The sequence below is a fragment of the Acinetobacter sp. 8I-beige genome (genome assembly GCF_902505955.1).
In the GTDB taxonomy this organism is placed as follows: domain Bacteria; phylum Pseudomonadota; class Gammaproteobacteria; order Pseudomonadales; family Moraxellaceae; genus Acinetobacter; species Acinetobacter johnsonii.
On record NZ_LR732790.1, the window covers coordinates 1,192,325 to 1,214,959 of the forward strand.

Sequence of the window (22,635 nt, forward strand, 5' to 3'; positions counted from 1 at the left end):
ATCTATAACTCAAGTATGATTCTATAGAAACCGATGGAACTATTGAAATATAAGACTCTAGACATCACTTTGAAGTTAAAAGGATATCTTTGAATCCATCAACAATTAATTTGTATGAGAGATAAAAACATGACTGATCAATACCAAACTTTTGCAAAATCTCCGATTGGTAAATTTGTCATTAAAAATTTGGGTTTACCTGCACCAACTTTTTTAGACCGTTTTGAGTCGGCAATGCCTGTGATTAAAGGTGCTGTTTTACTGGGTGCAGCAGCAAACAGTTCATTATCAGGTGCAATTGCGCAAGTGTTGGCAAATGTTCATGCCAATAGCTATGCAGGTAACAATGCACAGTTACAACAAGTTGCGGCTCAAGTGGGCTTAAACTTAAGCGCATTTAATGCAGGCGACAAAGAGTCTAAATTCAAAGTTGTTATTTTTGATGCATCTGGCATTGAGTCATCAGAACAACTCAATGAGTTATATAACTTCTTTAACCCTATCGCACGTCAAGTGGCTGCTTCTGGTCGTGTGATTGTGGTAGGTACTACCCCTGAAACTGCGGGTAGCGTGAAAAAAGCGATTGCACAACGCGCGCTTGAAGGCTTCGTGAAGTCTGTCGGTAAAGAATTTAAAAAGGGGATTGCAGCACATTTGATTTATGTGGATGCAGGTGCAGAAGCAAATCTTGAGTCAAGTTTACGTTTTGCAGCATCTCCACGTTCTGCTTATGTCTCTGGTCAAGTGATTCGCGTATCTAAAGCTGATGTTGTAGATGTAGACTGGGCTAAACCATTGGCCGGTAAAACTGCTGTAGTGACAGGTGCGAGCCGTGGTATTGGTGAAGCGATTGCACATGTCTTGGCACGTGATGGTGCGCATGTGATTTGTTTAGATGTACCACAGCAGCAAGCAGATCTTGACCGTGTTGCAGGTGAGATCGGTGGTTCAACACTGGCGATTGATATCACTGCAAATGATGCTGGTGAGAAAATTAAAGCTGCGGCAGCTGCTCAAGGTGGTTTAGACATCATCGTGCATAACGCAGGTATTACTCGTGACAAAACTTTGGCAAATATGAAGCCTGAGCTTTGGGACTTGGTGATTAACATTAACTTGTCTGCAATTGAACGTGTAAATGATTATTTACTTGCGAATGACGGTTTAAATGCCAATGGTCGTATTGTTTGTGTATCATCTATTTCAGGTATTGCGGGTAACCTAGGTCAAACCAACTATGCTGTGTCGAAAGCAGGTGTCATTGGTGTAGTTAAATTTACTGCTCCAACGTTGACGAATGGCATTACTATCAATGCGGTTGCACCAGGTTTCATTGAAACGCAAATGACTGCTGCGATTCCATTTGCAATCCGCGAAGCGGGTCGCCGTATGAACTCGATGAGCCAAGGTGGCTTGCCTGTAGATGTTGCTGAAACTATTGCTTTATTTGCAGCGACAGCATCGACTGGTTTAAACGGCAACGTGGTACGCGTTTGTGGTCAAAGCTTGTTGGGTGCTTAATTTAAAAGCTTGAATTTATCTCTCCTTTAGAGGGGGATAGATTCTTTATATTATAAATGGGATGGCATTTCCCTCATCCCAACCTTCTCCCTGGGGGGAGAAGGAGCTTTCAAAAATATTGAAATAAAAACTTCTCAAAGGTTCAGTATGAAGACTCGCCATTTTAGTCAACTTCCAAAACCATATATGGCTTATCCAAAAGTAATTCAAGGTTTGATCTTTAAAAAACCAAAAGGTGAAAAATTCTTACCGCAGGTTGAGTATGTGGTGGATTCTTTTAACGTCGATCAAAAACATTTGAAAGCTTATAACCAAGTGTGTGGCTTTAAAAATAATGGTTATATTCCTGCGATTTATTTGGTTGTATTATCGCAAAGCTTACAAATGCACATGATGGGGCAAGAGCCGTTTCCATTTCCAGTCTTAGGTTTGGTGCATATTCGCAATCAAGTTAAACAAATGCGTAAAGTTGGCGTCAATGAAACCCTCACTTTATCATGTAAATATGGTGCGCTTGAACCACATGATAAAGGTGTTCAGTTCGATTTCATTACCACGGTGAAAGTTGGCAATGAAGTGGTGGTTGAAGCCTTAACCACGTATTTAGCACGTCAAAAGACCGATGGTAAAACAGCACCAAAATTAGTTGAACCAACGACTCCAGATTATCAGCCAAATGCAGTCTGGGAAGTCTCTGAAAACACAGGCCGTCGTTATGCAATGACCTCGGGCGACTTCAACCTGATCCACATTCATGCGGTGACAGCAAAAGCTTTTGGTTTCAAACAGGCCATTGCGCATGGCATGTGGAGTAAGGCCCGAGTGTTGGCTTCGATCACATTGCCTGATGCTTATGAAGCAGATGTTTGGTTTAAACTGCCGATGTATTTACCGTCAACAGTCGATTTTATGACTGCGACAGAAGGTGTAAATACAGCTTTCTTCATTCGAAATAGTAAGAATCAAAAACCGCATGTGACGGGACAGGTCAAAGCACTATAATTTTAAAAAGCCCAGTTTAGATTACACTGGGCTTTTTTATGTCCGCTTAAAAATACAAGGATGTGTAAATGAAAATTTTAAAACAATATTTACAAGCGAATCCGAACCATTATCAAGGCTATGTTGACCCACGTTTTCAAAGTATTGCCCATCTCTTTAGCTGCTTACAGGATGCTCGTTCAGCATATGGTGGTGCAGCCTGTGTTTTATATTTTCAAGGTGAAAAAGTTGTCGATATCTATACTGGTTTAGCAGCGGTAGATTCTCCTTGGCAGGCCAATACCATGTCGGTGTGTTATTCGACAGGCAAAGGTGTGCTCGCAACCTTGGCGCATATTTTAGTCAGTCGAGGTGTGCTGAGCTACGATCAACCAATTGCGGATTATTGGCCTGAATTTGCCCAAAATGGCAAAGGGAAGATGACGCTAAGACATGTGCTAAGTCATCAAAGCGGATTATTTGATATTCGTAATAACATTGCCGATGCAACAGAGATGTTGGATTGGGCACATATGTTAGACGTATTTGAAAAGGCACAACCTCGTTTTGCAATTGGTGAAGATGCTGCCTATCAACCTTTGTCATTTGGTTGGCTAGTCGGTGGTGCTTTGGAAAAAGCAACAGGGAAACCTTTAACTGAACTCTTTCAAACCTATTTAGTTAAGCCACTTGAACTTGATGGGGCTTACTTTGGTGCACCCAGTGCTGAATTAAAACGTATCGCGAGACCTATTACTCGTCCTGTACCTGTCCAACCAAATCAGAAAAGTCCAACGAAGGTGCGTAAAGTTTCATTGCTGGATAAAGCGATGCAGTGGTCAGGGCAAGATCCACAAGACTTTCAAGATGGCATGATACCCAAAGGCATGAAAAAGGTCAGTTTTTATCATGATGATGCGATTCAGGCGATCATTCCTGCTGCAAATGGTGTATTTACAGCCAATAGTTTAGCCAAAGTGTATGCGATGCTATCTCAAAAAGGGATTTGGGAAGGTCAGCAGCTGATTTGCCCTGATGTGTTTTCTGAATTGAGTCGAGTGCAATATACCTATCGAGATCGCGTGATGCCGATACCTATGCATTGGCGCTTGGGATATCACCGTATATTAACTTTAGGAAAAACCGCAGAGCAGGGTTTTGGTCATATGGGCTTTAATGGTTCAGGGGCTTGGGGCGATAGTGAGCGAGGCTTAAGTTTTGCCTATACACATAACTTTGCTACAGGTTCTTTAACTGGGGATTATCGACTTTGGGCTTTGAGCCAAGAAAGTTTACGCTGCGCAGATGCGGTCTTAACAGGCAAAAAAGGCTGGTTTTGACAAGTCTGAGATTTAGTCATCGTCTAAAATATGTTATGTTCGTCGCGGTTTAGGTTTTGAATATTTGTGACATGAAGACTCCCATTCTTATCCCGCTGGTTGCTACAGGATTATTGTTAGGTTGTTCCGAGGCGAATCAAACGCAACATGATCAGTCTAAACTTCAAGTGGCAGAACAAAAGCAGATTATTCCTGCGTGGGTTGGGAGTTATCAGGGGACAACGCCGTGTATGGGGTGTTTGTCCCGTTGTGAAGACTGTCCGGGTATGGCAGTAGCACTAGAGCTGCATGAAAACATGACCTATACCCTAAAACGAGAAAGTTTGAGTGGGCATAACGAAATCGAAACTTTGACTGGAGCACTTCGTTTTAATGCTCAAGATCAGCACAAGGTAGAGTTAGTGAACGTGACAACGCGAAACTTGCTTTATGTCGATTTAGAAGATCGTGTTTTAGAAATACGTGAAGATGTGACTGGAAAAAAATATCAAATGCAGAGTGATTTTGTTTTGGTGAAACCAACTTAATTTTCTAAATATCTGTATTTTAGAAATTCATTTTAATATTTACATCTTTTTACTTTTCCAAAGCTCTCACTTTATTTCAAATCTATAATCTAAATACATAAATAGCTTGAGATAGGGAGTGGGATAAAAATGGAGCTAATGGTTTTTGAATTATTGATCTAAATCAGCTTTATAGCTTAGAAATGCGAGAACGGAGTGAAGTAATTCATTCACTCTTTGGCAAAAAAACAGTATGCTTAGGCCTATAAAAAGGAGCATACATGTATCAAGTACTTGCACGGAAATATCGTCCTCGCAATTTTAATGAGCTAGTGGGTCAAAACCACGTTTCTCGAGCACTAACCAGTGCTTTAGAGCGCGGGCGTTTGCACCATGCTTATTTATTTACAGGAACGCGTGGGGTCGGAAAAACCACCATTGCCCGTATTTTGGCGAAGTGCTTGAACTGTGAAACAGGTGTGACTTCGACACCATGTGAAGTTTGCCCAACCTGTACCGCCGTGAATGAAGGCCGTTTTATTGACTTGATTGAAATTGATGCGGCATCGCGGACTAAAGTTGAAGATACGCGAGAGCTTTTAGACAATGTTCCTTATGCACCGACGCAAGGTCGTTTTAAGGTCTATTTGATCGATGAAGTGCATATGCTGTCTACGCATTCTTTTAATGCTTTACTCAAAACATTGGAAGAACCGCCTGAACATGTGAAATTCCTTTTTGCAACGACAGATCCGCAAAAGCTCCCAATTACCGTGATCTCGCGCTGTTTGCAATTTACATTACGCCCTTTGGCTGTAGATGAAATTACTGAGCATCTGGGTAATATTTTAAATAAAGAGAGCATCCAAGCCGAACAAGATGCGATTTGGCAAATTGCAGAGTCTGCCCAAGGCTCATTACGTGATGCACTTTCTTTGACAGACCAAGCGATTGCTTACGGTCAGGGCGCTATCCAGCACCAAGATGTCAAAGAAATGTTGGGTTTAATCGACCGTACCATTATTTATGATCTGATCCTTGCGATACATCAAAACCAAAAACAACGGGTGAGTGAGTTGCTGATGCAATTCCGCCAGCAAGCACTGGATGTATCTTTAGTTTTGGATCAGCTGATTTCGACTTTACATGAATTGGCATTGCTACAATATTTGCCAGAACTTAGTCTCAAATATAGTGCTGAAATTAATAAAAAAATCATGCAATTGTCTCAGCAAATTGCTGCGCAAGACTTACAACTTTATTACCAAATTGCATGTAAAGGACGTGCTGAATTACAGCTAGCAGTCACCCAAGAGCAAGGCTTTGAAATGTCGGTGCTGCGTATGTTGGCGTTCCGTCCATTACAACCGAATGAAGTGCTGGTGGCTCAGGCCAATAGCGCTGTAGTTGAATCTGTACAACAAACGGCAATACTGACTTCTGATCCAGAAACGGCTTTGCAGCAAGATGCTCAAGGCGCAGATGTTGAAGTAGAATTTGAAGATGCTGCAATAACTCAGAATGCAGAACCTGAGTTTAAGCCTGAACTTGATGAGGTGGATGTTTCAGAAAGCGCCGAAGATAATAAACCACCAGTGGATGCATCTCAGCAATCTGATCAAATCGTATTCGATCCTTCAAGCGATGAAGTGTTGTTCGATTTAGATGAAGCAGACGAATTTAATGCGCAAACTCATGACGAGGAGCCCAATAGTGATGATTTCTTATTTGATGAAATTGTACCGCTAGACCTAGAAACTCAAAATGACGCATCCGTTGAACCTGCCGCAGTAATAGCTGAACCTGCTGTGCAAGCGAAGTCGTTTGATTTAGCAAATGAAGTGCTGTCTGCTGATAGTGTACAGGACACCCAAGTTGTAGAAAATGAAAGCCTGCAAACTGTTGCCGCTATTGTAGAGCCCGTTCAACCTGAACAGGTTTCAACTGCATCAGCCGATTTAATGCCACAAGATATTTTACAACTTCAACCGCAGCAGTTAGTCGGTGAGTGGACGGTGGAGAAGTGGGAGTACTGGTTCAGAAGCAGTGGCTTATCACCCGCGGTACAAGAGTTGGCTCAGCAAGGTTTAATGGCTGGGCAAATTAATGCCGAGTCTGTGTTTATGATTCCGCAGCGTTATGAGCAACTCCTCACCCAGTTACGTCATGTCTTGGAAGATGCGCTCAAAGCTGAATGGCCTCAGACGCGTTTTGATGTGAAATATGCAGAAGTTGAAACAATTACCCCGTACACCATGCAGGCGCAGCGCAAGCAAAGAGCATTTCAACGTGCGCATGAATTACTGCAAAACGAAGATACGGTCAAAGGCCTTGTACAAACTTTTGATGGTGAGTTGCAGAATATCCAACTTAAGTAATGCCATGGCTTAAGTAGTGGCGCAAAGCACTCCGCATTTCAGATGGAATCGGGGTGCTTTTGCGTGTTTCACGGTCTACAAAGACATGAACAAAATGTCCTTGAGCTGAAGCAGTTTCTTGACCAAATTTGAAAATGGCAAGTTCGTAAGTGAGTGAAGAGTTCCCTATTTTGGCAATAGTCACACCAACATCAATAATCTCAGGATAAGACAACTCATGTAAGAAACTGCATGCTGAGTCGACCACTAAACCAATAATAGGGGATTGGTGAATATCAAAATTTGCTTTTTCAATCAGTAAGGCATTTGCGGCAGTATCAAAATAACTATAGTAGGTGACATTGTTGACATGGCCATAGAGGTCATTGTCCGACCAACGTGTTTGAATCGGTAGAAAATAATGAAATTGGTCACGTGTCTTTGCAGCTTGTCTCATCGATATCATCCTTAAAAATCATCTTATAAGTAGCCTAAGTTAATTATATGGTTTAGCTGTAAATGGCTTGATAAATTTCGCGTGCCTGTTGCCACTCTAGTTCTCTTGGGTTGTTTTGTAGTAGGCGTGTTTGCAACATGGCATCGGTTGCAAGCTGGTCTAGACTATGTTCAGAAATATTCAATTCTTTGAGTTTTAAGGTTAAACCGCTACGGTCCAAATGGTTTTGCATATGATCGACGAAAAGATCAGAAAGACCATCGGTACAGCCTGTACTTTTTGGGTCGAGCCAGCAGATCAGTTCCGCATAATGTTGCTTGGCTTGGGGGAGGTTAAACTTTAAAACCTCTGTCAGTACTAAGGCATTACTGTGTCCATGAGAAATGTGAAAATGCCCACCCAATGGATAAGCAAGCGCATGAACAGCACCTACAGGGGCATTGGCAAATGCTTGTCCTGCCAACATCGAACCGACCAACATATTTTGTCGAGCTTCTAAATTTTGACCATCTTCTAGCACCAAACTGAGGTTTTGATTCAGCAGTTTTAAAGCCTGTTTCGCCAACATGTCAGCATAGGGATTTTTCTTGATTTTAGAGGTATAAGCTTCAATCGCATGTACCATCGCGTCAATGCCTGTAGCAGCACAAATATGACGCGGCAGGTTTTCAGTAAATGTCGCATCCAAAATCGCTACATCGGCAAAAAGAACGGGTGCTACGATGCCAGTCTTTGTCGTTTCACCTGTGGTGACAATCGAAATCGGTGTGACTTCAGAGCCTGTCCCTGCAGTGGTAGGGACTAAAATTAAGGGTAGACGAGGTGCTTGGGCATTATTCATCCCATAAAGATCTGATAACTTTTGCTGCTGTGCGGGATGGCTGAGGATGGCAATAATTTTTGCAACATCCATAGAGCTGCCGCCACCAAAGCCTAAAACGATATCTACCTTTTGCTGTTTGGCATAATCAACCGCATATAAAACAATTTGTTCACTCGGATCCGCTTCAACCTCACTGTAAATACTATAAGTGAGCAAGAGATCTTCTAAAATTTCTAAGATGGGAAGATGAAGCTGATGCTTTAACATGCCTGCATCTGTAACCAATAACAGATGCTGATAAGGACGTGCTGTTAAAATGCCTCTGAGCTGTTGAATGCTGCCTAAGCCAGAAATAATATTCGGCACAGTTTGAAATTGAAATTGGTTCATATCAGCATCCTTTTTTATATCTTATCCAACAATATTGTTTTGTACTTCTATAGGATTCATCCTCTAAATAACTTAACATAAGACACTTGAAAATAAAGCTGTTTCGAGGTGGTTATGTCATTCACAGCGCCCTATAAGGTGTTATGTGTCTGTTTAGGAAATATTTGTCGTTCTCCCACGGCAGAAGTGGTTCTCAGACATTTTTGTGATGCACATCAGCTCAATATCGAAATCGATTCGGCGGGAACCAGTAACTACCATCCCAACAAAGCACCTGACTTACGTAGTCAAGAACATGCTTTAAAACGGGGCTATGATTTATCCAGCTTACGCGCACGACAGTTACAGACCCATGATTTTGTTCATTTCGATTTAATTTTGGCGATGGATCATCTTAATTTTGATGATATTCAAGCCTTGTATCAAACAGCGCAAACTGAATTTGGTACTCAGCCTCTCCGCGCTAAAATTGCACTGATGTCTGAACATGACGCGCAGTATCCGCAGCAAGCATTACCTGATCCTTACTATGGTGGCTCTGATGGTTTTGAACGTGTTCTTGACCAATGTGAGTCGAGCAGCCAAGCGTGGGTCAGTATTTTTAAACAACACTTTGAACAGTAATAAGGTTCGTGCATGCAAATCGAAACACAAAAACAGCTTAAACCTTTTAATACGTTAAGCTTAAATGCGATAGCCTCTCATTATGTTCAAATTCACAGTCCAGATGAGCTTGTAGAAGCATTGGACTATGCACAGCAACACGCTTTGAATGTCATGATTTTATCTGGTGGAAGTAATATGCTGCTTCCTGCACAAATTGATGCTCTAGTTGTGCATATGAACATTCTAGGCGTAGAAAACCTGTCTGAAGATGCAACTACCAAAACTATACGGGTCGGTGCGGGTCAAGTTTGGCATGACTTTGTGCTTTGGACGACAGAACACCATTTATTTGGCTTACAGAATTTGGCATTGATTCCGGGCCTCGTGGGCGCATCTCCTGTACAAAATATTGGGGCTTATGGTGTAGAGGCCGGTGAGTTCATCGAAAGCGTGCAAGTCTATGACCGACAGTTGAAAACATTTAGCGATATTCAAGCTAAAGACTGTGCATTTAGTTATCGTCATAGTATTTTTAAAGATGATCCAAATCGCTATGTGATTACGCATGTGACCTTCAAGTTGTTGAAAAAAGAAGATTTGAAAATTAGCTATGGTGACTTAAAACAAGCCGTGGGTGATGAGCTCACTGCTTTTAATTTACAACAACAAGTGATTCAGATTCGTCAAAGTAAACTGCCTGACCCGAAAGAATTTCCAAACGTAGGCAGTTTTTTTAAGAATCCAATTATTAGTCAGCAAGCTTATGACCTTTTAGCCCAACAATTTGAAAAATTGCCACATTATCCGCAGGCGAATGGTGATGTTAAAATTGCAGCAGGTTGGTTGATTGATCAATCGGGCTGGAAAGGTAAGCAGCTCGGTGTGGTAGGGATGTTTGCCAAACAAGCCTTGGTTTTAGTGAATTATGCCAATGCAGATTTGAACGATGTACAGAGCACATACCGTGCAGTACAGCAGGATGTGTATAATAAATTTAAAGTTTTGTTGGAACCTGAGCCTGTGCTTTTTAATTCGGCGGGTCTCATCCAATCTCATCAGGATCGTTAAAAGTATGAGTAAAACCCATAAAATGGTGCGTTTAATGCAAATCACTTCGGTGCTGTTTGCATTTTTCGGCTGTTTAATGATTTTTATTTATACGCCTTTTTATTCTAAACTGATTGTGGCGACATTGAATGCCTTTGTCCCTGTAGATGTCAATGAAGTTGCAGCACAAAGTCAAAAAATGGCAGCACTCAGTGAGCAAGAAAGCTTAGAACCGGGTTCTGATTTGTGGATTGCTCGTCAAGCGTACTTACAGTTGATGGAAGAGCAAATCAAAGAACATAATTCGCAAAACCTAACCACGATTCAGGCACGTTATAAAGCACTGCAACAGTTAATTATTTCTGAACAGCGTGAAGAGCAAGAAAAAGAGCAAAAGCCTCAAATTCCTTTGGTGGTTGAGACGGCAAGTTCTGAGGTTGACCCGACTGAAAATGTCAAAGAACTGCTAGAGCTGAATAGCAAAGAAAATAAAGCCCTGATGGAACATTATCTCGACTTTTTAAAAACGCATAAAGTTGAGACTGTAGAGGAAGAGCCGATAGATGAACAAATCTATCAGGACATTGCACAAATACATGCACAAAATGAAGAGAGAAAAGCGGCATTAAACATGCCGAATGCCATAGTTGTTTTGGGTGGCGGATTAACTTTAGATAAAAATCGTAAAGATATTGTGGTGAATGAATATACGCGATTACGTCTTGAAACCACATTGCAGGTCGAACAACAGTTCAAGCTCCCCATTGTGCTTAGCGGTGTCGAAGCCCCGTATATGCAAAGATGGTTAAAGGCACGTGGAGTCGATGCGAAACTATTGGAAGATCGTAGTATGAACACCTGCGAAAACTCGCGCTTTAGCTCTTTGCTGTTGCAGAAAAAAGGTGGTGCACCACGAGTGATTTTAATTACAGATCAATATCATATGCCACGTACACGCCGTTTATTTGCTTTAAATGGTATCGAAACACAGCCGATTGAGGCACCTATGCCGACCCAATTAACCCAATGGCGTCCAAGTGAACAAAATTATGATCATAGTCGCCGTGCCAATTATGAAATGCTCGCAACGATACGCGATGTACTGTTGGGTTCGAGTGACTGTAGGGAGATTCCATAATGCCTGAACTTCCTTTTTTAAATCCTTCCGTACTCAAACAGCTTGAACTTCCTGTGCCGAGTCGTGAGACAACACCACAGCTATTAATGCCTTTGAATCTAAACCAGCCGTATGAGGCATCGGTGGAGATGGTGTCTTATCGTCGTTTATACGGTTTAGATGCGTTGGACTGTGATCACTGGCAAGGTTATGTTCAAATGCCTTTGTTTAAGCTGCATGTCCAAGTTTTTGCACCTAAAATTGAAAAAATTAAAGGTTCAGTCTGCCTGTTGCATGGTTATTTAGAGCATAGCGGAATATACCAACCCATTATTAAAGAACTACTTGAACAAGGCTTTAGTGTACTGACTTATGATCTTCCAGGGCATGGACTCAGTGATGGATCACCCGCGAATATCCAAAATTTTGATCATTATCAAGATGTGTTACATGCGGTGGTGCGTTATGTTAAACATGCTGAGCAGTTGCCGCAACCGTGGTTAGGTATAGGGCAGAGCACGGGTGGTGCAATTTTGATGCATCATTTGCTTGAATTTGCCGAACGCCGTGAAAACCCTTATGTGCAACGTGTTTTGTTGTTGTCGCCACTCATTCGACCTGCAAAATCCGCTTGGTGGCATAACTCGGTTGGACTAGGCATTATTCGTCGGATTAAACGTCAAGTGCCGCGTCATTTTAGGCGGAATAACCATAACCCTGAGTTCTTACGTTTTGTTCGTTTAAAAGATCCACTACAACCTCGCATGATGGGTATGGATTGGATTTTGGCTATGTCTAAATGGATGTTGGAAATGGAGCAGCGCCCAGCTTGTCGTATTCCAGTTTGGTTAGCTCAAGGTGCCTTGGATCAGACGGTAGACTGGCGTTATAACATTGAGTTTATTCGTGAAAAGTTCCGCCTACAGACCTTATTGATGTTGGAGGAGGGTTCACATCAATTGATCAATGAGCGTTCGGATATTCGTGCGGCATTAACAGGTCTAATCCCAGCCTTTTTACATGCACAGGGTTCATCGAGTGGATATTACTAACACTCTGTGATTTCTGTTATCGAAAATAAAAAGGAGGCTGATAGAGCCTCCTTTTATTTAGAAGTGTTCTAATTTGGACATATTCCACATACGGAAATAGAAGTTTTCTTCATCTTTATTTTCACAAGACAGCAGTTCACCATCTTTTAACCAGAAATGTAGCTGCGCATAGTTTCGAATTTCTCGGTCATTAATGCGCTGCGCTAAATGGCGTGCTTTAATTTCTGAAGGATGTTTTAAGCCCGCTGAAGCAATCATTTCTGAAAGTGCCTTTAATGTGTTGTCATGAAAATGAAGTACACGTTCGGCTTTGGTGGGCACATGTAGTGCTTTTTGACGCTCTTTGTCTTGCGTTGCAACACCGACAGGGCATTGGTTGGTATGACAACTTTGCGCTTGAATGCAGCCCACCGCAAACATAAACCCTCGTGCAGAGTTCACCCAATCTGCACCAATTGCCATGGTACTGGCAATATCAAAGGCACTAACCAATTTGCCACTGGCACCAATTTTGATCTGATCACGTAAACCCGCACCGACCAGTGTGTTGTGTACGAAAAGTAAGCCTTCACGTAGTGGTACGCCCATATTGTCTATCAGTTCGATAGGTGCTGCACCAGTCCCGCCTTCGGAGCCATCTACGACAATAAAATCAGGAATAATTTGAGTATGCAGCATGGCTTTGACAATGCTCATAAATTGCCAAGGTTGACCAATACACAGCTTGAAACCGACAGGTTTGCCTTCAGATAACTCACGCAGTTTTTGAATAAAATGCATCATCTGAATTGGAGTTTTGAAGGCAGAATGACTTGAGGGAGAAACACAGTCATGATCGCGACTGACGCCCCGTATTTCGGCAATCTCTTCAGAAATTTTATCTTTCGGTAGAATCCCGCCATGACCAGGTTTTGCTCCCTGAGAGAGCTTGATTTCGATCATTTTGACTTGAGGTCGTTTGGCTTGAACGGCAAATTTTTCAGGGTCAAATTGGCCATCTAGAGTACGGCAGCCAAAATAACCACTGCCTAACTCCCAAACAATATCGCCTCCATACTCAAGATGGTACGGACTTAAACTGCCTTCGCCAGTATCATGGTAAAAACCACCCATTTGCGCTCCTTTGTTTAAAGCGCGAATGGCATTGGCACTCAGGCTGCCAAAACTCATGGCTGAAATATTGAAAATAGAAGCACTATAAGGTTGTGAACATTGCGAATTACCCACCAAAATACGGAAGGTTTTAGGATTTGCAGGTGTGCATGGGCTCAGTGAATGAGTCATGAAACGGTAATTATCTGCATAGACATCGATAATAGAGCCGAATGGTTTATCTGCATTTTGGTTTTTTGCACGTTGATAGACCAGACTACGTTGCATCCGTGAAAAAGGCAGTGCGTCTTGATCGGCCTCAATAAAATACTGGCGAATTTCAGGGCGGAAATCTTCAAAAATAAAACGAAAATGTCCCATAATCGGATAGTTCTTTAAGATCGAATGTTTACTTTGTAAAACATCATGCAAGCCAACAAGACTTAGTAAACCTGTGATCAGCCAAATACTGTTCAGTAAAGTGTCCGAAATAAAATAATTAATATAGATGGGCGTATGGCTATAATGAAAAAAAGAAATGCTCAAGAAAATAAAAATACACAGTAGCCAAATGGAGTGCCGGGAAAAAAAAGTATTGAGTAATTTATGACGTATGGATTGAGCAGGGCTAGACATATGGCTGGGCATCCTTCCTGGTTGTTTAGACCTAATGTGCCAAGTCTCTATTTCATCTACAAGTAATAAATTGTTGTTAAGTCCGTTATTATTCGCAGGAGCAATCCAATATTAGAATTATGGATAAATTTTATACAGATTGATATCTTTCAGAATTTAAAGTATATAAAATGAATATGAACAAGCGCTTATTGTTCAAAAGAAAAAATTATAAATTACTTACTTCTAGGGATAGGTTAGGCCAAGCTTGCATCGGTATAGTGTGGTTGAAGAATGATAAGAAAAAGGGGAAGCTTCAGTGAAAAATAAGGAAACTGTTTTGCCTGCACCTGTTTTAATCGTGGAAGATGAAGCCATGATTCGCTCGCGCCTAGATCTGATCCTGTCGGAGCTGGGCTATAGTCAAGATATGCTGATTTTTGCTAAAAATTTAGCTGAAGCCATGCAAATCATTGCATCACAACCGATTTCTTTAGCCTTAGTTGATTTAGGGTTGCCCGATGGAAATGGTATCACCTTAATTGAAAAACTTAGAGAGATAGACGAAAGCGCCTTAATTTTGGTGATTTCGGCATGGAGTACACAGCAAAGTTTATTTGCCTCGATTAAAGCGGGAGCGAATGGCTATGTACTGAAAGAACGTGATGATGCCGAAGTGCTAATGTCGATACGGAGTATTTTGCGCGGCGGAGCGCCGATTGATCCCTTTATTGCTCGCGAAATTTTAAATCAAATCTCAACCTCAAATACCCCCCAAACTGAGCGTGTAGAGCAGTTGGATGGTCAGGACTATGACCAACTGACCAATCGAGAAACTGAAATTCTCAACTTGGTGGCACAAGGCCTGAGTAACCGCGAAATTGCTGAGCAATTATTTGTTTCGCGCTATACTGTTGAAAGCCATATTAAGCATATTTACCGAAAGCTTTCTGTTTCAAAAAGAACCAAAGCTGTCAGCACTGCGCGTTCTTTAGGTATTTTATGAGAAATGGCTGGCTGAGCATTTTTGTCACACTGTGTTTGTGTGTGCTTAGCTTTGCCAGTTCCGCACAAACAAACTTTGTTGTTAGTCCAACCTGTAACGTGAATGTCGATAAAATTTCTGCGGTGAAAACAAGTTCTATCGATGTTGTTCCGAAGACCGGATGGGTAGAGGTCAAAAACCCTGATGTGTGGACAGAACGCTGGCCACATTACGATGGCGGCGTTTGGTACCATTTTAATTGGCATTGGAGTTGTAAGGATAGTGATGAGTTAAAACAGCCTTTAGCATTTTCTGTGGAAGGCATGAGTAGCGCAGGCGCTGTTTTTTTTAATCGAAATTTACTTTGGAAAGATAAGCATTTAGTTGAACCCTTGTCTAAAAGTTGGAATACTCCGCGTTTTTGGATCCTTCCTGTCGAAAGCTTAAAACAAAAAAACAATGACATTTGGGTCTATGTGGTTGGTAATAGTTATGAAAGTCCGGGTTTAGGCAATCTAGAATTTTCTGATATCACAACAGCATATGATAAACAACAAAAAAGAATTTGGAACAAGAGAGCACTGTTTCAAGTCAATTTAGTCATTTCCACCACCTTAGGTTTGGTGTGCTTTGTCATTTGGTTTTTTAGACGCAATGAAACGACATTTCTGTGGTTTTCTATTAGCTGCCTGTTTTGGGTGTTGTTTATTTGGAATGTCATCAATCGAGAAGTGTTTCCATATCCAAACTCCTTGTGGGTCATGAAAACCAACCTGACTTATTTTGTTTTGTACAATGTTTGCTTTTCCATTTACTTACTGCGCTTTGTGAAAACAAAGTTTGCTGAATTAGAGAAAACCTTATTTTTAGTTGCTGCAGTGTGTATTGTCACCATCTTGTTTATCCCGAGCTTGATGGTCAATATCGTATTTGCTGTGATTTTCCTGTTATGTATTGCATTATTTATCGCATCATTTTGCTTTGTGATTTATCGTGCTTATAAGACCAAGCGCCGTGATTATATTTTGTTGGTGGTTTGTTTAAGTGTGATTCTTGTGGTTATGCTTTACGATATTTCACTACTTTTTGATGGGCATATTAATGACCATCAGCCTTTGTCGCCGTATACCTCACCAGTGATCACATTTTTTATTGTGATTATTCTTGCAACACGATTAGATAAAAATATTAAAAAGATACAAAGATTTAATAGTGAGCTTGAGCAACGAGTGAGCTTTGTGACCAGTAATCTGTCCTCTAGTTTATATGCTCGACATCAATTAGAGCTTGAAAATGTTCGCTTACAAGAACGTATTCATTTAGCGCATGATTTGCACGATGGTTTGGGTGCATCTCTGGTTCGTTCTATGATTTTGGTGGATCAGAGCTCCAGCACTATGTCGAATCAACAATTTTTATCCATCCTCAAATTGCTTCGAGATGATTTAAGACAGATTATTGACAGCGGTTCTTTAACCAATAACAAAACGCCAGATAATCCAGTCTTATGGATTGCTCCTGTTCGGCATCGGTTTAGTCAGATCATGGATGAGTTGGACATTGAGGCGACTTGGAGCATTCCAGAGGCATGGGAAATACAACCGACAGCACTACAATGTTTGACTTTAATTCGTGTGCTTGAAGAAAGCTTGACCAATATTATGAAGCACAGCCAAGGACGGCATATTGATGTAAAAATGTATTATCCAAGTACAACTCACTTGGTCATGATTATTCAGGATGATGGCGTAGGTTTTAATGTGGAGTGTGTGCTTAACCACGGGATGGGCATTGGTATGCGCAGTATGAAAATGCGTTTAGAAAAAATTGGTGCTGAGCTCAATATCGAATCTGAAAAAGGCTGTACCAAAATTATTGCCAGTTTAAGGTTTGGTGAGGGAGAAAGTACTGAGTAGATTAGACTACCCAGCACTTAGTTTGCTTAAGCTTCTTCAGGTGGGAGTAGCATTAAGACGGATTCGTTCATCAGCATTGCAATGTCTTCAAGAATATCGGCATCATATAAGCTTTCATCAAGTAACAGTGCTTCACCATCTGCTAAGTTCTTAAGTAACGGTGCAAATTGCTCTGAAATGCATAGCCCTTCACCATTGGCCCAAAATAAGAATTCACCTTCATCGTGGGTATAAAGTAGGCGAGAAGCGGGTTCCAAGATCAACTGATAGCCTTGGTCTAAAATACCTTCCAAATCTCCTGTGCCAATTTCTTCAGCTTCAGGAATGTTTTCAGGGTACTTTGGCTCTGACATCAAGGTCATAATGGCATCTTCAAGCAATGTTGAGTTTTGCAGTTGCTCCAAAATTTCTGCTTTTAAATAATCCAATTCGTTTTGTGTTAATTGGCCGATCGGGCTTTGTTGGTCACGAACAATATCGAGTAAAGGATTACGTAGCAGAGCGTTATCAGACAGTTTGTCGCCTACACGGTCTACCATGTCTGTGACGTTTGGCATACGGAAGCCAAAAGAGAAAGTCAGGCAGTCATCTTCGGCTACACCAAAATGTGATAAACCTGGTGGTACATAAAGTAGATCACCTGGTGCTAATACTTCGTCAAAATGTACGTCAATTTCAGGCAGTAATTTTAAAGGTTGGCCTGCAACAATCTCAGATTCAGCATCGCACATTTGACCCAATTGCCAACGACGGTGTCCATAACCTTGAACTAAAAAGACATCGTAAAAGTCAAAATGCTTTCCGACAGAGCCACCCTTAGGCGCATAAGACACCATGATGTCATCACGGCGCCACTGCGGAATAAAAGGAAATTTTTTCCACAGTGCAGCTAAGTCAAAAGAGTAGTGATCTACGGCTTGAACCAATAAAGTCCAGAGTTTTGGCATCTTTTGGAAGTCAGCTTTTAACAGCGGTGAAGACTTTACCGACCACTGATTTGGGTCACGGTCTTTTTGTTTGATGAGACGAGCTGTGACATTTTCATCTAAAGCCAGTTCCATAATATCGCTAGGTTCTAAAATATTGATAATTTCAGGCAGCGCGTTGCGGACCAATAATGGCTTTTTTTGCCAATATTCGGCAAGGAATTGTTCAGCTGTAATACCGCCAAGAACATCAAGAGATTGGGACATGGAAATAGCCTAAGCAAATTTAAAACAATATTGTGACTATTGTCTTATGATCGAAGGTCTATGTGCAAGTATCGTTAGATTTATTTAAATGCGCTTGGTTGATTTAAATAAATTGAGTTTGTCTCAGTCGTTATGATTGCAGGCATCAAAATTTTTACAGCATAATAGGTCTAAAATATAGTGAAGAAAAATAATGTTAAGTAAAGAAGATGCCGAGAAAATGGCGAATGAGATATTGCAAAAAGAAAGAGAGAAAAGTCAGTCCAAATTAGCGAAAAAACATCCTCAATCGATAGGATATACGAAAAAAAAGATTTGGCTAAGGTGCCGCAATATCAGCTATCTTACTTTTAGACAAGCCAAAAGGCTCGCTGAAGATCATCCGCTATATAATAAAATGTGGTATGGCTATTTGGTATTGGCATTGTTATTTGTCAAATATCTCTTTAGATAGAGGGAAAGTGTGAGTAGCTTTGACCCTAATAATATTGGTCTATCTTCATTTCTTATTCTTTTTATGCTGATCACTCTATACCGTAGTCTATTAATTCGAATGTACTTTAAACGACTCATTCAAGCTTATCTCTCTGCAAATTCGTCTAAAAATCTTTGAGCGATTGGCTATATATTTTATTAATGCTGTTGTTACATTTAACACTAAGAATTGAACAGCAACATTTGCTACTGTTCAATTTATTGGAGGAACCAACTAAAAACACTTCTAATAATTATGGCACAAGCACTTTTAATTCACGCAGAATATTACATAACTGAATCATAGGCATACCCATTAACGTGGTTTGATCTTGCCCCATCATTTGTTCAAATAAGCTGATACCAAGGCTTTCACACTTGAAGCTTCCAGCACACATCAGTGGTTGTTCAACTTCAACATAACGCTGAATTTCAGGCAGTCCCAATTTACGGAACTTAACTTTATAGTGTTCAACCAGACTACGCTCAAAGCCTGTTGAGTGTTGCTGCACGCTGAGTGCGGTACTGAAGTAGACAATTTTGTCTGAATTGGCCTGTAGCTGTTTAATGGCTTTTTCAGTACTCAATGGCTTACCAATAAAAATATCGGGTGCACCTTCACGCCATGCCACTTGATCTGAACCAATTACGATTGCTTCAGGATTCTGTGATGCAATGACATGCGCTTTTTCAAAAGCCAATCGTTTGGCTAAATCATCGGCATGGCTTTCACCACGAGGCGATTCGTCTATATCAGGGACAACGCAGCGGTAGTCTAGACGTAAACGATTCATGAGGTCTTTACGAGTTTGACTGCTTGATGCCAAGATAATTTCTGAAGTATTCATTCGACTGCATATTCCATAAGCACATTCAGCGGCACATAGGAGAGTACAGCTTGATGGCAAGCTTGAACTTTAACAGGAGGCGCAAAACCGGCCTGATAAGCTTCTACCCAACGGGTCACGCAGATACACCAAAAATCACCAGGTTGTAGGCCTGGAAAGTCAACTTCAGGCACAGGGGTAATGAGATCATTACCCACTCGCTGAGAAAAATTTAAAAACTCAGAGGTCATTTCGACACAGATCGTGTGTTGTCCCAAATCGGAAGGTGCTGTATGACAAAAACCATTACGGAAATATCCCGTGATCGGGGAATAACAACAGCTGGCTAAAGGTTCACCCAAAACGTTTAAACGGTTTAGATTTGGATCAGGATGAATAGACATAAATGCTAAATCTAGTGAGACTTTTCACTATGATAGCAAAACTTTGCCTTTCGTTTGCTTTTCTGCAAAAGAAGCTAACCTTTTTCTGCATAATCATTTAAAATCGACGCGATTTTTATATATAGAAAGAGAGCTCTACATGAATTTTCAGCGTATGACTGACCTCGATTTAACGGGTAAACGTGTTCTTATTCGCGAAGATTTAAACGTTCCTGTTAAAAATGGTGTGATTACAAGTGATGCACGTTTACGTGCCGCTTTACCAACAATTAAAGCAGCGTTAGCACAAGGCGCAGCCCTAATGGTTTATTCTCACCTTGGTCGTCCAGTTGAAGGTGAGCCAAAACCAGAACAATCATTAGCACCAGTTGCTGCGTATTTGACTGAAGCATTGGGTCAAGACGTTCAATTAGTGACGGATTACCTTGATGGTGTTGACGTTGCAGCAGGTCAAGTGGTACTCCTTGAAAACTGCCGTTTTAACGCAGGTGAAAAGAAAAACAACCCAGAACTTGCAGCAAAATATGCAGCACTTTGCGATGTATTTGTGATGGATGCATTCGGTACAGCGCACCGTGCAGAAGCATCAACTGAAGGTGTGGCACGTTTAGCGAAAGTTGCGGCGGCTGGTCCTTTATTGGCAGCTGAGTTAGACGCACTTGGCCGTGCATTACAAACACCTGAAAAACCAATGGTTGCTATTGTTGCTGGTTCTAAAGTATCGACTAAGTTAGATGTGTTGACATCACTTTCTGATATTTGTGATCAATTGATTGTGGGTGGTGGTATTGCCAATACGTTCTTGGCAGCAGCAGGCTTCAATGTCGGTAAATCATTGTGTGAAAATGATTTAATCGATACAGCACAAGCAATTGCTGCAAAAGTTTCTGTGCCGCTTCCAACGGATGTTGTAGTAGCGGATGCCTCTGAAATCGATTTTGCAGACTTCTTGGGTTCATTGGCTGCTGCTAAAGCAGTTGTGAAAAAAGTTGCAGATGTAACTGACAATGACATGATTTTAGATGTAGGTCCAGAAACAGCAAAAGCATTTGCTGAAATCTTGAAAACGTCGAAAACGATTCTTTGGAATGGCCCAGTGGGCGTATTTGAAGTTGATCAATTCGGCGAAGGCACTAAAACATTATCTTTAGCGATTGCTGAATCTGCTGGCTTCTCTATTGCAGGTGGTGGTGACACTTTAGCTGCTATTGATAAATACGAAGTTGCAGACAAAATTGGTTATATCTCAACGGGTGGTGGTGCTTTCCTTGAGTTTGTCGAAGGCAAAACACTTCCTGCAGTTGCAGCGCTGATCGAGCGTGCACAATAATTGTTGTGTGCTCATGCTGTTGTAAAAAGGTTGACTTCGGTCAACCTTTTTTTATGGGCTTAACAAATCTATTCATCATTCAGTCATGAAAATGAAATAATGCTGAAATAAACTACAGGGCATTAAATCATCTGTTCTAGGAAAACATTATGAATTTAAAAATGACCCTTGCTGCACTTTTGTTAGCACCATTGGCACTGACTGCTTGTAAGAAAAATGAAGCACCAGAGCAAACTGCTGCAGCATCTGAAACAGCAGCAGTTGAAGAAGCTGTAACGGCTGAACAACAAGCGGCAATTGATGCGATTGATCAGCCAGAATTGGATGAAAAGAACAAAGACATTCCTGCTGAAGTTGCAAATGCACCTGCAGATGCTGCAACTGCGGATCCTGCGGTAGAGGCTTCGGCAGCTACAGCACACTAAATACACGCGAATTTCGTAAAAAGTCCCTGCAATTGCGGGGATTTTTTTTAAATAGTGTTATTTGTTGCTGAATTGAAACCTTTGAGCATGTAGAATATGTCGCATCAACTGGGAGGACATTATGGCTCTTATTTCATTGCGCCAGCTCTTGGATCACGCCGGCGAACATGCTTACGGCGTACCAGCATTCAACGTAAACAACTTAGAACAAATGCGCGCAATCATGCTTGCAGCAGATGCGACAAATTCACCTGTTATCGTACAAGCATCAGCAGGTGCGCGTAAATATGCAGGTGCTCCATTCTTACGTCATCTTATTTTGGCTGCAATTGAAGAATGGCCACACATTCCAGTGGTAATGCATCAAGACCATGGTACAGATCCAGACGTTTGCCAACGTTCAATTCAATTGGGCTTCTCATCTGTGATGATGGATGGTTCATTGGGTGCAGACGGTAAAACACCAACAACTTATGAATATAATGTTGATGTAACACGTCGTACAGTACAAATGGCGCATGCATGCGGTGTTTCAGTTGAAGGTGAAATCGGTTGTTTAGGTAGCCTTGAAACTGGTATGGCCGGTGAAGAAGATGGTGTAGGCGCTGAAGGTGTTCTTGATCATTCTCAACTTCTCACTTCAGTTGAAGAAGCACGTCAGTTCGTTGCAGATACCAATGTAGATGCACTTGCAATTGCAGTGGGTACTTCTCACGGTGCGTACAAATTTACGCGTCCACCTACAGGCGATATTTTGGCAATTGACCGCATTAAAGAAATTCATGCGGCGCTTCCAAATACCCACCTTGTGATGCACGGTTCAAGCTCTGTTCCTCAAGAATGGTTAGCGATCATTAACCAGTACGGCGGCGACATCAAAGAAACTTATGGTGTTCCTGTTGAGCAATTGGTTGAAGCAATCAAGCACGGTGTTCGTAAAATCAACATCGATACAGACTTGCGTTTAGCATCGACTGGTGCAATGCGTCGTATGATGGCTGAACAACCAAGCGAATTTGACCCTCGTAAATTCTTCGCGAAAACTGTAGATGCAATGAAACAAATTTGTGTTGACCGTTATGAAGCATTTGGTACTGCGGGTAATGCCGATAAGATTCGTCCAATTTCTTTAGAGAAAATGGTTGATCGTTATAAATAATTCTTTTTGAATAATTTA

Annotated in this window: 21 protein-coding genes; 15 read left to right on the forward strand and 6 right to left on the reverse strand. The window is 41.3% G+C overall.

Features of this window, described 5'->3' with window-relative positions; genetic code table 11:
* Window positions 1–129 precede the first annotated feature (129 nt).
* From GVX98_RS05675 to dnaX, 5 genes are all read left to right on the forward strand, one after another.
* The gene (locus tag GVX98_RS05675; protein WP_159127487.1) at window positions 130–1,521 is read left to right on the forward strand and encodes a 3-oxoacyl-ACP reductase; all 1,392 of its coding nucleotides are present in this window, start codon (window positions 130–132) and stop codon (window positions 1,519–1,521) included.
* 147 nt (window positions 1,522–1,668) lie between these two features.
* Complete coding sequence (locus tag GVX98_RS05680) at window positions 1,669–2,523, forward strand: MaoC/PaaZ C-terminal domain-containing protein (protein WP_159127488.1); 855 nt, start codon at window positions 1,669–1,671, stop codon at window positions 2,521–2,523.
* 68 nt (window positions 2,524–2,591) lie between these two features.
* A complete protein-coding gene (locus GVX98_RS05685; protein ID WP_004984767.1) occupies window positions 2,592–3,842 on the forward strand; it encodes a serine hydrolase in 1,251 nt (416 codons plus the stop codon).
* A 71-nt stretch (window positions 3,843–3,913) separates the two neighbouring features.
* Window positions 3,914–4,369, forward strand: coding sequence for a copper resistance protein NlpE N-terminal domain-containing protein (locus tag GVX98_RS05690; protein WP_159127489.1), 456 nt, complete (start codon window positions 3,914–3,916; stop codon window positions 4,367–4,369).
* A gap of 260 nt (window positions 4,370–4,629) precedes the next feature.
* Window positions 4,630–6,726 carry a DNA polymerase III subunit gamma/tau gene (gene dnaX / locus GVX98_RS05695; RefSeq protein WP_159127490.1) on the forward strand — a complete coding sequence of 699 codons (2,097 nt, stop codon included), beginning with the start codon at window positions 4,630–4,632 and terminating at the stop codon, window positions 6,724–6,726.
* On the opposite strand, the gene GVX98_RS05700 is transcribed toward dnaX, so the two are convergent.
* Both GVX98_RS05700 and GVX98_RS05705 read right to left on the reverse strand, forming a co-directional pair.
* Complete coding sequence (locus GVX98_RS05700; protein WP_004696935.1) at window positions 6,719–7,162, reverse strand: thioesterase family protein; 444 nt, start codon at window positions 7,160–7,162, stop codon at window positions 6,719–6,721. The genes dnaX and GVX98_RS05700 overlap by 8 nt on opposite strands.
* A gap of 52 nt (window positions 7,163–7,214) precedes the next feature.
* Window positions 7,215–8,375 (reverse strand): iron-containing alcohol dehydrogenase, encoded by a 1,161-nt coding sequence (locus tag GVX98_RS05705; RefSeq protein WP_159127491.1) that lies wholly within the window; start codon window positions 8,373–8,375, stop codon window positions 7,215–7,217.
* A gap of 114 nt (window positions 8,376–8,489) precedes the next feature.
* On the opposite strand from GVX98_RS05705, the gene GVX98_RS05710 reads away from it, so the two are divergent.
* From GVX98_RS05710 to GVX98_RS05725, 4 genes are read left to right on the forward strand one after another with little or no spacing between them, the layout of a single operon-like run.
* A complete protein-coding gene (locus GVX98_RS05710) occupies window positions 8,490–8,999 on the forward strand; it encodes a low molecular weight protein-tyrosine-phosphatase (RefSeq protein ID WP_004984748.1) in 510 nt (169 codons plus the stop codon).
* Window positions 9,000–9,011: 12 nt separating this feature from the next.
* Window positions 9,012–10,049: a UDP-N-acetylmuramate dehydrogenase gene (gene murB / locus GVX98_RS05715; RefSeq protein WP_159127492.1), complete on the forward strand. Its 1,038-nt coding sequence runs from the start codon at window positions 9,012–9,014 to the stop codon at window positions 10,047–10,049.
* A 4-nt stretch (window positions 10,050–10,053) separates the two neighbouring features.
* Window positions 10,054–11,166, forward strand: a complete 1,113-nt coding sequence (locus GVX98_RS05720; protein ID WP_159127493.1) for a YdcF family protein — start codon at window positions 10,054–10,056, stop codon at window positions 11,164–11,166.
* Window positions 11,166–12,197 carry an alpha/beta hydrolase gene (locus tag GVX98_RS05725; RefSeq protein ID WP_004696940.1) on the forward strand — a complete coding sequence of 344 codons (1,032 nt, stop codon included), beginning with the start codon at window positions 11,166–11,168 and terminating at the stop codon, window positions 12,195–12,197. The genes GVX98_RS05720 and GVX98_RS05725 overlap by 1 nt, the downstream gene beginning before the upstream one ends.
* Before the next feature lie 57 nt (window positions 12,198–12,254).
* Here GVX98_RS05725 and GVX98_RS05730 read toward each other — a convergent pair whose 3' ends face one another.
* Entirely contained in the window at window positions 12,255–13,925 is a 1,671-nt protein-coding gene (locus tag GVX98_RS05730; RefSeq protein ID WP_159127494.1) for an FMN-binding glutamate synthase family protein, read from the reverse strand.
* Window positions 13,926–14,223: 298 nt separating this feature from the next.
* On the opposite strand from GVX98_RS05730, the gene GVX98_RS05735 reads away from it, so the two are divergent.
* Both GVX98_RS05735 and GVX98_RS05740 read left to right on the forward strand, forming a co-directional pair.
* A complete protein-coding gene (locus GVX98_RS05735) occupies window positions 14,224–14,910 on the forward strand; it encodes a response regulator transcription factor (RefSeq protein WP_004696942.1) in 687 nt (228 codons plus the stop codon).
* Window positions 14,907–16,805, forward strand: coding sequence for a 7TM diverse intracellular signaling domain-containing protein (locus tag GVX98_RS05740; RefSeq protein ID WP_159127495.1), 1,899 nt, complete (start codon window positions 14,907–14,909; stop codon window positions 16,803–16,805). Before GVX98_RS05735 ends, GVX98_RS05740 begins: the two co-directional genes overlap by 4 nt.
* A 26-nt stretch (window positions 16,806–16,831) precedes the next feature.
* On the opposite strand, the gene GVX98_RS05745 is transcribed toward GVX98_RS05740, so the two are convergent.
* Complete coding sequence (locus GVX98_RS05745) at window positions 16,832–17,998, reverse strand: cupin domain-containing protein (RefSeq protein ID WP_159127496.1); 1,167 nt, start codon at window positions 17,996–17,998, stop codon at window positions 16,832–16,834.
* Between the two features lie 193 nt (window positions 17,999–18,191).
* Here GVX98_RS05745 and GVX98_RS16880 point away from each other — a divergent pair, with 193 nt between their 5' ends.
* The gene (locus GVX98_RS16880; protein WP_228716270.1) at window positions 18,192–18,452 is read left to right on the forward strand and encodes a hypothetical protein; all 261 of its coding nucleotides are present in this window, start codon (window positions 18,192–18,194) and stop codon (window positions 18,450–18,452) included.
* A gap of 274 nt (window positions 18,453–18,726) precedes the next feature.
* Here GVX98_RS16880 and GVX98_RS05755 read toward each other — a convergent pair whose 3' ends face one another.
* Window positions 18,727–19,320 carry a nucleoside triphosphate pyrophosphatase gene (locus GVX98_RS05755; protein ID WP_159127497.1) on the reverse strand — a complete coding sequence of 198 codons (594 nt, stop codon included), beginning with the start codon at window positions 19,318–19,320 and terminating at the stop codon, window positions 18,727–18,729.
* Complete coding sequence (locus tag GVX98_RS05760; protein WP_004984725.1) at window positions 19,317–19,703, reverse strand: DUF2237 family protein; 387 nt, start codon at window positions 19,701–19,703, stop codon at window positions 19,317–19,319. Before GVX98_RS05760 ends, GVX98_RS05755 begins: the two co-directional genes overlap by 4 nt.
* A 139-nt stretch (window positions 19,704–19,842) precedes the next feature.
* On the opposite strand from GVX98_RS05760, the gene GVX98_RS05765 reads away from it, so the two are divergent.
* The 3 genes from GVX98_RS05765 (at window position 19,843) to fba (ending at window position 22,617) form a co-directional block, all read left to right on the forward strand.
* Entirely contained in the window at window positions 19,843–21,033 is a 1,191-nt protein-coding gene (locus tag GVX98_RS05765; RefSeq protein ID WP_159127498.1) for a phosphoglycerate kinase, read from the forward strand.
* Between the two features lie 149 nt (window positions 21,034–21,182).
* Complete coding sequence (locus GVX98_RS05770) at window positions 21,183–21,458, forward strand: hypothetical protein (RefSeq protein WP_004696954.1); 276 nt, start codon at window positions 21,183–21,185, stop codon at window positions 21,456–21,458.
* Window positions 21,459–21,579: 121 nt separating this feature from the next.
* Window positions 21,580–22,617, forward strand: a complete 1,038-nt coding sequence (fba, locus tag GVX98_RS05775) for a class II fructose-bisphosphate aldolase (protein ID WP_004984718.1) — start codon at window positions 21,580–21,582, stop codon at window positions 22,615–22,617.
* Window positions 22,618–22,635: the final 18 nt, after the last annotated feature.

Coding starts and splice junctions, on each gene's coding strand:
- GVX98_RS05760 (WP_004984725.1), bottom strand. CDS start 19,703: ATGTCTATTCATCCTGATCCAAATCTAAACCGTTTAAACGTTTTGGGT.
- GVX98_RS05725 (WP_004696940.1), top strand. CDS start 11,166: ATGCCTGAACTTCCTTTTTTAAATCCTTCCGTACTCAAACAGCTTGAA.
- GVX98_RS05690 (WP_159127489.1), top strand. CDS start 3,914: ATGAAGACTCCCATTCTTATCCCGCTGGTTGCTACAGGATTATTGTTA.
- GVX98_RS05705 (WP_159127491.1), bottom strand. CDS start 8,375: ATGAACCAATTTCAATTTCAAACTGTGCCGAATATTATTTCTGGCTTA.
- GVX98_RS05720 (WP_159127493.1), top strand. CDS start 10,054: ATGAGTAAAACCCATAAAATGGTGCGTTTAATGCAAATCACTTCGGTG.
- GVX98_RS05765 (WP_159127498.1), top strand. CDS start 19,843: ATGAATTTTCAGCGTATGACTGACCTCGATTTAACGGGTAAACGTGTT.
- GVX98_RS16880 (WP_228716270.1), top strand. CDS start 18,192: ATGTTAAGTAAAGAAGATGCCGAGAAAATGGCGAATGAGATATTGCAA.
- murB (WP_159127492.1), top strand. CDS start 9,012: ATGCAAATCGAAACACAAAAACAGCTTAAACCTTTTAATACGTTAAGC.
- GVX98_RS05685 (WP_004984767.1), top strand. CDS start 2,592: ATGAAAATTTTAAAACAATATTTACAAGCGAATCCGAACCATTATCAA.
- GVX98_RS05770 (WP_004696954.1), top strand. CDS start 21,183: ATGAATTTAAAAATGACCCTTGCTGCACTTTTGTTAGCACCATTGGCA.
- dnaX (WP_159127490.1), top strand. CDS start 4,630: ATGTATCAAGTACTTGCACGGAAATATCGTCCTCGCAATTTTAATGAG.
- GVX98_RS05745 (WP_159127496.1), bottom strand. CDS start 17,998: ATGTCCCAATCTCTTGATGTTCTTGGCGGTATTACAGCTGAACAATTC.
- GVX98_RS05680 (WP_159127488.1), top strand. CDS start 1,669: ATGAAGACTCGCCATTTTAGTCAACTTCCAAAACCATATATGGCTTAT.
- fba (WP_004984718.1), top strand. CDS start 21,580: ATGGCTCTTATTTCATTGCGCCAGCTCTTGGATCACGCCGGCGAACAT.
- GVX98_RS05700 (WP_004696935.1), bottom strand. CDS start 7,162: ATGAGACAAGCTGCAAAGACACGTGACCAATTTCATTATTTTCTACCG.
- GVX98_RS05755 (WP_159127497.1), bottom strand. CDS start 19,320: ATGAATACTTCAGAAATTATCTTGGCATCAAGCAGTCAAACTCGTAAA.
- GVX98_RS05675 (WP_159127487.1), top strand. CDS start 130: ATGACTGATCAATACCAAACTTTTGCAAAATCTCCGATTGGTAAATTT.
- GVX98_RS05710 (WP_004984748.1), top strand. CDS start 8,490: ATGTCATTCACAGCGCCCTATAAGGTGTTATGTGTCTGTTTAGGAAAT.
- GVX98_RS05740 (WP_159127495.1), top strand. CDS start 14,907: ATGAGAAATGGCTGGCTGAGCATTTTTGTCACACTGTGTTTGTGTGTG.
- GVX98_RS05730 (WP_159127494.1), bottom strand. CDS start 13,925: ATGTCTAGCCCTGCTCAATCCATACGTCATAAATTACTCAATACTTTT.